Raw genomic sequence first — 8620 nt, 5'->3', positions numbered from 1 at the left:
CGGGGGGGGGGGGGGGGGGGGGGCCCGCCGGCCCCGGGGGGGGGGGGGGGGGGGGCCCCCCCCCCCCCCCCCCCACGGCGGGTGTCAGTGCGCCCAGCCCGAGGTCCGCCAGGCGTTCACGGCGGGGCGGACGGCGGGGCGGTGCAGGCGGGCGCGGTCGTTCCAGGGGGACGCCGGGCCGGCACCGGCCAGGCGCGCCGCCTCGGCGGCGGCCTGCGCGGCGGCGGCCCGGGCCTGGACCACCGCCAGGACGGTGGCCAGCTCCTCGGGGGTCGGCTGCCCGTGCAGTACGTGGATCGGGGACATGGCTGCTTCTCTCCCGACAGGGACGGGGCCTACAGGGGGATGTTGCCGTGCTTCTTCGGCGGCAGCACCTCGCGCTTGCCGCGCAGCGCCCGCAGACCGCGGACGATGTGCCGGCGGGTCTCGCTCGGCGCGATCACCGCGTCCACGTAGCCGCGCTCGGCCGCCAGGTACGGGTTCAGCAGGGTGTCCTCGTACGAGGCGATCAGCTCGGCCCGCTTCTCCTCGACGGTGCCGGCCGCCTCGGCCTCGGCGATCTCCCGGCGGTGCAGGATGTTGACCGCGCCCTGCGCGCCCATCACGGCGATCTGCGCGGTCGGCCAGGCCAGGTTGAGGTCGGCGCCCAGGTGCTTGGAGCCCATGACGTCGTACGCGCCGCCGAAGGCCTTGCGGGTGATCACGGTGATCAGCGGGACGGTGGCCTCGGCGTAGGCGTAGATCAGCTTGGCGCCGCGCCGGATGATGCCGTCCCACTCCTGCTCGGTGCCGGGCAGGAAGCCGGGCACGTCGACGAAGGTCAGCACCGGGACGTTGAACGAGTCGCAGGTGCGGATGAAGCGGGCGGCCTTCTCGCTGGCGTTGATGTCCAGGCACCCGGCCAGGTCCATCGGCTGGCTGCCGACGATGCCGACGGACTGGCCCTCGACCCGGCCGAAGCCGGTGATGATGTTGCCCGCGTACAGCGGCTGGGTCTCCAGGAACTCGCCGTCGTCGACGATGTGCTCGATCACCGTGCGCATGTCGTACGGCTGGTTCGCCGAGTCCGGCACGATGGTGTCGAGTTCGAGGTCCTCCTCGGTGACCGTGAGGTCGGCCTGCTCGGGGTAGGACGGCGGGTCGCTCAGGTTGTTGGACGGCAGGTACGAGAGCAGGCTCTTGACGTACTCGATCGCCTCCTTCTCGTCGGCGGCCAGGTAGTGCGCGTTGCCCGACTTGGCGTTGTGGGTGCGCGCGCCGCCCAGCTCCTCCATCGCGACGTCCTCGCCGGTGACGGTCTTGATCACGTCCGGGCCGGTGATGAACATGTGCGAGGTCCGGTCGGCCATCACCACGAAGTCGGTGATCGCGGGGGAGTACACCGCGCCGCCCGCGCAGGGGCCCATGATCAGCGAGATCTGCGGGACGACGCCGGAGGCGTGCACGTTGCGCCGGAAGATCTCGCCGTACAGGCCGAGCGAGACCACGCCCTCCTGGATCCGGGCGCCGCCGGAGTCGTTGATGCCGATGACCGGGCAGCCGGTCTTCAGCGCGAAGTCCATCACCTTGACGATCTTCTCGCCGAACACCTCGCCGAGCGAGCCGCCGAAGACGGTGAAGTCCTGGGCGAACACGGCGACCTGGCGGCCGTCCACGGTGCCGTAGCCGGTCACCACGCCGTCGCCGTACGGCCGGTTCTTCTCCTGGCCGAAGTTGGTCGAGCGGTGCCGGGCGAACTCGTCGAACTCCACGAAGGAGTCCTCGTCCAACAGTTCCGCGACCCGCTCGCGGGCGGTCAGCTTGCCCTTGGCGTGCTGCTTCTCCACGGCCTTCGCGGAGCCGGAGTGCACCGCCTCGTCCAGCCTTCGCCGCAGGTCGGCGAGCTTGCCGGCGGTGGTGTGGGGGTCGTACGACGCCTCGGTCATCCGGTGGCTCTCCCTGATCCATGGCCGCGACCTGTTCGAGTGCGCGCGGGGCCGGGTGGTGGGCCCGCGCATGAGGGCAGGGCGGCGCTACGAACTACCGCTGGGTAGCGTAGCCAGCGCGGAGGGCGATGCGGCACGTCCTGGCGTCATGACCATCGACACAGTTCTGTTGACGGGTGTTCTGCGGGACGATGGGGCGGCCTGCGTCCCGGATCGGTCCTAGGGTTTTCCCATGACCGCACCCGAGACCCCCCGCCGCAGCGGACTGCGCGGCTTCGGCCACGCCGGACCGTCGCCCTGGACCGACCTGGACCGTCCGCCGCTGGACGAGGAGGCGCTGCGCCACGACCTGCTCGTCCCGGGCGGCCTGTGGACCACGCTGGACGTCGTCGCCGAGACCGGCTCCACCAACAGCGACCTCGCCGCCCGGGCCGCGGCGGGCGCCGCCCAGGGCGCGGTGCTGGTGGCCGAGGCACAGAGTGCCGCCCGCGGCCGGCTGGGCCGGCAGTGGACCGCCCCGCCCCGCTCCGGGCTGTTCCTGTCCGTGCTGCTGCGCCCCGAGGGGGTGCCGGTCGAGCGGTACGGCTGGCTGCCGATCCTGGCCGGGGTGGCCGCGGCCAGCACGCTCGGCCGGGTCGCCGGGGTCGAGGTCGGCCTGAAGTGGCCCAACGACCTCCAGACGGAGATCGACGGCGCGGAGCGCAAGCTCGGCGGCATCCTCACCGAGCTGTCGGGCGGCGCGGTGGTGGTCGGCATGGGCCTCAACGTCTCGCTGCGCACGGAGGAACTGCCCGTCCCCGCCGCCGCCTCGCTCGCGCTGGCCGGCGCCTCCACCACCGACCGGGGCACCCTGCTGCGCGCCCTGCTGCGCGAGCTGGCCGAGCTGTACCGGGAGTGGACGGCCGCCGCGGGCGACCCGCACGCCAGCGACCTGCTGCGCGCCTACGCGGACCGCTGCACCACGCTCGGCCGCCGGGTGAAGGTGCACCTGCCGGGCGACCGCGAGCTGGTCGGCGAGGCGGTGGCGGTGGACGGCGACGGGCGGCTGGTGGTCCGCACGCCCGACGGCGTACGCCGGGCGGTCGGTGCCGGGGACGTCGTCCACGTGCGCCCCGAGGCCCGCTGAACGGCAGTCTTCACCACCCCTTGACCCGGGCTGATGCCCCGGATCCGACGATTCCGTGCGAACATTCCACCTGGCAGCGGTGTGAGGCGCGCCACTGTCCGCCCGGGTGGCGGACGGCGCGCCCGGACCGGTAGGACACGAGGCGAGTGCGGCGATCGCACGGGGACGGACCGGTGGCAGAGGACGGCAGCAGCGGCGCGACGGCGGGCAGCAACGACCCCACGGTCGCGCTCGAACTGGAACGCCTGATCCTGGACGCGCCGCGCCGCTACACCCCGTACCAGGCCGCGCGCGCCGCCGACGTCCCGATGGAGCTGGCCACCCGGTTCTGGCGCGCCATGGGCTTCCCCGACATCGGCCAGTCCCGCGCGCTCACCGACGGCGACGTGATCGCGCTGCGGCGCCTGGCCGGCCTGGTGGAGTCCGGGCTGCTCAGCGAGTCGATGGCGATCCAGGTGGCCCGTTCCACCGGCCAGACCACGGCCCGGCTGGCCGGCTGGCAGATGGACACCTTCCTGGAGAACCTCACCCAGTCCGTCGAGCCCGGGCTGACCCGGGCCGACGTCGCGTACCCGCTGGTCGAGCTGCTGCTGCCGGAGCTGGAACAGTTCCTGGTGTACGTCTGGCGGCGCCAGCTGGCGGCCGTCACCGGCCGGGTGGTGCAGGCCGCCGAGGACAACGAGATCACCAGCGGACGGCTCGCCGTCGGCTTCGCCGACCTGGTCGGCTTCACCCGGCTGTCCCGGCGGCTGGAGGAGGAGGAGCTCGGCGAGCTGGTCGAGACCTTCGAGAACACCTGTTCGGACCTGATCGCCGGCCAGGGCGGCCGGGTGATCAAGACGCTCGGCGACGAGATCCTCTACGTCTCCGAGGACCCGGCGACCGCCGCCGAGATCGCGCTGAGCCTGATCGAGGCGCTGGCCGGGGACGACACCATCCCGCCGCTGCGGGTCGGCATGGCCTTCGGCACGGTCACCTCGCGGATGGGCGACGTCTTCGGCACCACCGTCAACCTGGCCAGCCGGCTGACCTCGATCGCCCCCAAGGACGCGGTGCTGATCGACGGCGAGTTCGCCGCCGCGCTGGAGCAGAACGGCAGCGTCGCCCCGGCCGACTCGGAGGGGCCGGGCCTGGCCGAGGCGCTGTCGGCCGCGGTCGGGATGCCCGCCTCCGGGCTGCCGATGCCGGGCCCGGAGGCCGGGGCCCGGTTCCACCTGCAGCCGATGTGGCGGCGGCCGGTGCGGGGGCTCGGACTGGTCGAGCCGTGGCTGCTCACCCGGCGGCTGAAGGCCGAGTAGCGCTCCGCCCGCGGGGAAGGCGAATAGCGCTCCGCCTGCGGGGAAGGCGTGGGGGCGGAGAAGCCGTCCGCGGTGCGGAGGTCCGTGGGCGCGCTCTCCGGCGATGGGTGCGGCTCTCCCGCGGCGGGTACGGCTTTCCGGGTGCCGAACGGTTGAAACCCGTACGGTCGGCTGCGGGTCCGTCCGGGCAAACGGGGCATAAGCGAAGGAAACCGCCATAGTCTTGGTGCAAGCGGCCGGTCGGCGGGGGTCTGGCAGGACCGAGCACAGGGAGCGAGGCGAGCCGGTGAGCAGCGAGGCGATCATGACGGACCGCGACTGCGACTGCGGCCGTCCGCGGAACCCCGACCCGCTGCCCGACCTGAGGCTGCAGTCCGTGGTCGAGCTCGCCCAGGACATGGCCGCCGCGCTCACCCCGCTGGAGGCCGTCCGGGCCGCCGCCACCCGGGCCACCGAGGCGCTCGGCGCCACCATGGCCGCCGTCTCGGTCTGGGACCGGGAGTCCGGCCGGCTGCGGGTCCTGGTCAACCACGGAGAACTCGCCCCGGGCGAGGAGGAACTGCCCGAGGACGAGTCGTACCCGGTCGCCGACTTCCCCGAGATCGTCACGTACCTGGAGGAACGCTGGACCACCGGGCGGCTGCCGCGCGCCTGGCTGCAGACCGCCGAGAACAGCGAGCCGCACGCCGGGCACGCCCACCCGACCGCCGGCGCGTACTGCCAGGAGCGCGCCGCGGCGCTGCGCCGGCGCGGGCGGGCCTGCTGCGTGGTCGCGCCGATCGTGCTGCACGGCCAGGCCTGGGGCGAGCTCTACCTCGCCCGGTCGGCCGGGATGCCCGGGTTCACCGAGGGCGACGCCGACTACGCGACGCTGCTCGCCGCCCAGGTCTCGGCCGGGCTGGCGCAGACCGAGCGCCTCGCCGACCTGCGCAGGCTCGCCTTCTCCGACCCGCTCACCGGCCTGGCCAACCGGCGGGCCGTCGACGCCCGGCTGGAGAGCGCGCTGGAGGCGCACAACCGGGACAACACCGTGGTCTCCCTGGTGGTCTGCGACGTCAACGGACTGAAACGGGTCAACGACCAGCTCGGCCACGAGATGGGCGACCGGCTGCTGGAGCGGTTCGCCCACCAGCTCTCGCTGGCCGCCGCCAAGCTCCCCGGCAGCCTCGCCGCCCGGCTCGGCGGCGACGAGTTCTGCCTGCTGGTGGAGGGGCAGAAGGCCGACGAGGTGGTCGCCGTCGCCGAGGAGCTGTGCGCCCGGGCGCTCGCGCTCTCCGAGGGCGAGGGCGTGGCCTGCGGCGTCGCCTCCACCGGGGACTCGATCGGGCCCGTCACCACCCCCGACCGGCTGTTCCGGCTCGCCGACGCCGCCCAGTACCGGGCCAAGGCGGCCCGGGCCGCCCACCCGGTGGTCGCCGGGCGCAGCCACGGCCCCGGATTCTCGCCCGACCCCACCGTGCTGCTCGCCGACGCCGCCGACCCGCACCACCGGGCGGACGGGCGGCGCGGGCCGAACGGCCGGGCCGGGGCGGGCGACCGGCGGCGGTTCCGCGGCGCCGCCCACAGCGCCGACCCGGGGCAGCTGCTCACCGCCGTGCTCGCCTCCCTCGACCGGGCCGCCGCGGCCCGGGCCGTCCACCCGGCGGACACCCTCGGCAAGCTGGTCGTGGTCGCCGAGGCCGCCGCCCGGTTGCTGGACGCCGTCGGCTGGTGGGTCTCGTACGTTCCGCCGGGCTCCCAGTTCATGCGCACCGCCCAGCACGCCGTCTACCGGATGACCAGCGGCCCCGCCAACGCCCGCGCCGAGACCCAGCGGGCCCGGATCGAGGCCCCCGACGCGGTCTTCGACCTCCGGCACTACCCGATGACCCGCCGCGCCGTGCGCGGCGGCGCCTTCGCCCTGCGGTCGGGTGCGGCCGGCAACGACCCGGCGGAGGAGGCGATGCTCGTCGTCTCCGGCTACCGGGGCATGGTCGCGGCGGGCGGCCAGAACCCGGCCGGCGGCTGGCTGGTGGAGCTCTTCGCCGACGACGCCACCCTGCCGCTGGGCCAGGCCGCCTGCGCCATGCGGGCCCTGGTCTCGGTCGCCCTGGCGGGCCCGGCCTCGCCGCCGGCGGTCTGAGGCGGCACCCCCGGTCGGGGCCCGTCGGCGGACCCGGTGACGGCGCCCCGGGCACCTCGCCGTCGGCACGGCTCCCGCGGTGGGTCCGGCGGGCCGTACACCCGGCCCGCCCTCGTGCCGCTGCTCCGCGTGCCGGTCGCGGTGGTGGCCGTGTGCTGGTTCAGGCGCCGCGGCCGCCGTCGGCGGCGGGCGGGTTGAGCGCCCGGAGGGCGGCGTCGACCAGGAGGTCGGCGTGCTCGTGGGTGAGCGGGCCGAGCCGGAACTGCCAGCGGTAGTTGAGCGGACCGTAGAAGAGTTCGACGGCCAGGTCGAGGTCGGCGTCGGGGGCGATCTGGCCCGCCTCGCGGGCACGGCGGAGGCGGTCGCGGGTGACCTCCAGCAGCGGGTCCAGCAGGCGGGTGCGGTACTCGGCGTGCAGCGCGGGGTCGTTGAGGATCTCGGCGAGGAGCGCGCGGAAGGTGCGGTCGGCGCCCGGGTCGGCGAGCTCGTCGCTGGTGGGGCGCAGGACGGCGCGGAGGTCGGCGGCGAGGTCGCCGGTGTCGGGGAGGGCGAGGCTGCCCTCGTGCTCGCCGGCGGCGAGGAAGGCGTCGAAGACCACCGCCCCCTTCGAGGGCCACCACCGGTAGATGGTCTGCTTGCCGACGCCGGCGCGGGCGGCGATCGCTTCGATGGTCAGCTTGCCGTAGCCGACCTCGGCGACGAGTTCGGTGGCCGCGGTGAGGACGGCGGCGCGGGCGCGCTCGCTGCGGCGGGCGGGGTCGGGGGCGGTTCTGGAAGCCATGGGAAAAATTCTATGCGCAACAGCGAGACGAACCGTATTGTCTTCTCAAGCAACCGCGAGACGGTCCGTCTCGTCTTCATCGCTGCCCCGGAGGTGCCCGTGAACCGCCCCGCACACATCCTGATGGTCTCCATTCCGGCCCATGGCCACGTCAACCCCAGCCTCGCCGTGATCACCGAGCTGGTCGCCCGCGGCCACCGGGTCAGCTACGTCAACGACCCGTCCTTCCGGGAAACCGTCGAGTCCACCGGCGCCGCCTTCGTCCCGTACCCGACGAAGCTGCCGCTCGCCGACGACCCGGACGGCTGGATGGAGGATCCGGTGGCGATCCAGGAACTGTTCCTGGACGACGCGCTCTCCATGTGGCCCGTCCTCCTGGAGGCCTTCGCCGACGACCGGCCCGACCTGGTGCTCTGCGACATCGCGGGCTTCGCGGCCCGGGCGCTCGGCGAGCGGCTGGGGGTGCCGGTCGTGCAGCTGTCGCCCACCTTCGTCGGCTGGGAGGGCTTCGAGCAGGACCTCGCGGAGGTGTTCGAGGCGATCCGCACCGGTCCGGGCGGCGCCGAGCACTACCGCCGGTTCGCCGACTGGCTGGCCGAGGCCGGTGCGGCGCAGCGCGACGTGGACGCCTTCAAGAACCGCCCGGAGCGGGCGATCGCCCTGGTCCCGCGCGCCCTGCAGCCCAACGCCGACCGGGTCGACGAGCGGCGGATCAGTTTCGTCGGGCCCTGCTTCGGCGACCGCGCCCACCAGGGGCGGTGGGAGCGGCCGGCCGGCGCCGAGAAGGTGCTGCTGGTCTCGCTGGGCTCGGCCTTCACCCACCAGCCCGCCTTCTACCGGGCCTGCGTCCGGGCCTTCGGCGAGCTGCCGGGCTGGCACACCGTGCTCCAGATCGGCAGCCACACCGACCCGGCCGAGCTCGGCGAGGTGCCGGACACCGTCGAGGTGCACCGGTGGGTGCCGCAGCTGTCGGTGCTCTCCCAGGCGGACGCCTTCGTCACCCACGCGGGCATGGGCGGCTCCAGCGAGGGGCTGTTCCACGCCGTGCCGATGATCGCGGTGCCGCAGGCCACCGACCAGTTCGCCAACGCGGACGCCCTGGTGGGGCTCGGCGTCGCCCGTCGGCTGGACACCGAGCAGGCCACCGCGGAGGCGCTGCGCGCCGCCCTGCTGGAGCTGGTCGGCGACCCGGCGGTGGCCGAGCGGCTGCGCGAGCTGTCCGCTGCCGGGCGGGCCGAGGGCGGCACCGCCCGGGCGGTGGACCTGATCGAGGCCGAGCTCGTGAGGTGAACTCGTGAGGTGAAGCGGAGGCGGCCCGGGGGCCGCGGTGTGCGGCGCCGGTCCGGAGGGCGGAGAATCCGGATGGCG

At 74.6% G+C, this 8620-nt stretch carries 6 protein-coding genes and 1 pseudogene; 4 read left to right on the top strand and 3 right to left on the bottom strand.

The window, feature by feature from the left end:
• Positions 1-84: 84 nt before the first annotated feature.
• Together ACWGKU_RS17650 and ACWGKU_RS17645 are read right to left on the bottom strand one after the other, a co-directional pair.
• Positions 85-306, bottom strand: a complete 222-nt coding sequence (locus ACWGKU_RS17650; protein WP_401045301.1) for an acyl-CoA carboxylase epsilon subunit — start codon at positions 304-306, stop codon at positions 85-87.
• A gap of 29 nt (positions 307-335) precedes the next feature.
• Positions 336-1925, bottom strand: a complete 1590-nt coding sequence (locus ACWGKU_RS17645; protein ID WP_359906088.1) for an acyl-CoA carboxylase subunit beta — start codon at positions 1923-1925, stop codon at positions 336-338.
• A 232-nt stretch (positions 1926-2157) separates the two neighbouring features.
• Here ACWGKU_RS17645 and ACWGKU_RS17640 point away from each other — a divergent pair, with 232 nt between their 5' ends.
• From ACWGKU_RS17640 to ACWGKU_RS17630, 3 genes and pseudogenes are all read left to right on the top strand, one after another.
• Positions 2158-3051 (top strand): biotin--[acetyl-CoA-carboxylase] ligase, encoded by an 894-nt coding sequence (locus ACWGKU_RS17640; protein ID WP_452178812.1) that lies wholly within the window; start codon positions 2158-2160, stop codon positions 3049-3051.
• A 173-nt stretch (positions 3052-3224) separates the two neighbouring features.
• Positions 3225-4349: an adenylate/guanylate cyclase domain-containing protein gene (locus tag ACWGKU_RS17635; RefSeq protein ID WP_401045297.1), complete on the top strand. Its 1125-nt coding sequence runs from the start codon at positions 3225-3227 to the stop codon at positions 4347-4349.
• 397 nt (positions 4350-4746) lie between these two features.
• Positions 4747-5904: pseudogene (locus ACWGKU_RS17630) on the top strand (diguanylate cyclase domain-containing protein); the annotation flags it as partial.
• 727 nt (positions 5905-6631) lie between these two features.
• On the opposite strand, the gene ACWGKU_RS17625 reads toward ACWGKU_RS17630, so the two are convergent.
• Positions 6632-7252: a TetR/AcrR family transcriptional regulator gene (locus ACWGKU_RS17625; RefSeq protein ID WP_401045295.1), complete on the bottom strand. Its 621-nt coding sequence runs from the start codon at positions 7250-7252 to the stop codon at positions 6632-6634.
• A gap of 123 nt (positions 7253-7375) precedes the next feature.
• On the opposite strand from ACWGKU_RS17625, the gene ACWGKU_RS17620 reads away from it, so the two are divergent.
• Positions 7376-8542, top strand: coding sequence for a macrolide family glycosyltransferase (locus tag ACWGKU_RS17620; RefSeq protein WP_401045311.1), 1167 nt, complete (start codon positions 7376-7378; stop codon positions 8540-8542).
• Positions 8543-8620: the final 78 nt, after the last annotated feature.

The organism is Kitasatospora sp. NPDC054768, from assembly GCF_053612025.1.
Note: the sequence above shows the minus strand (reverse complement) of the source record. Positions and strands in the feature narration are given on the sequence as shown.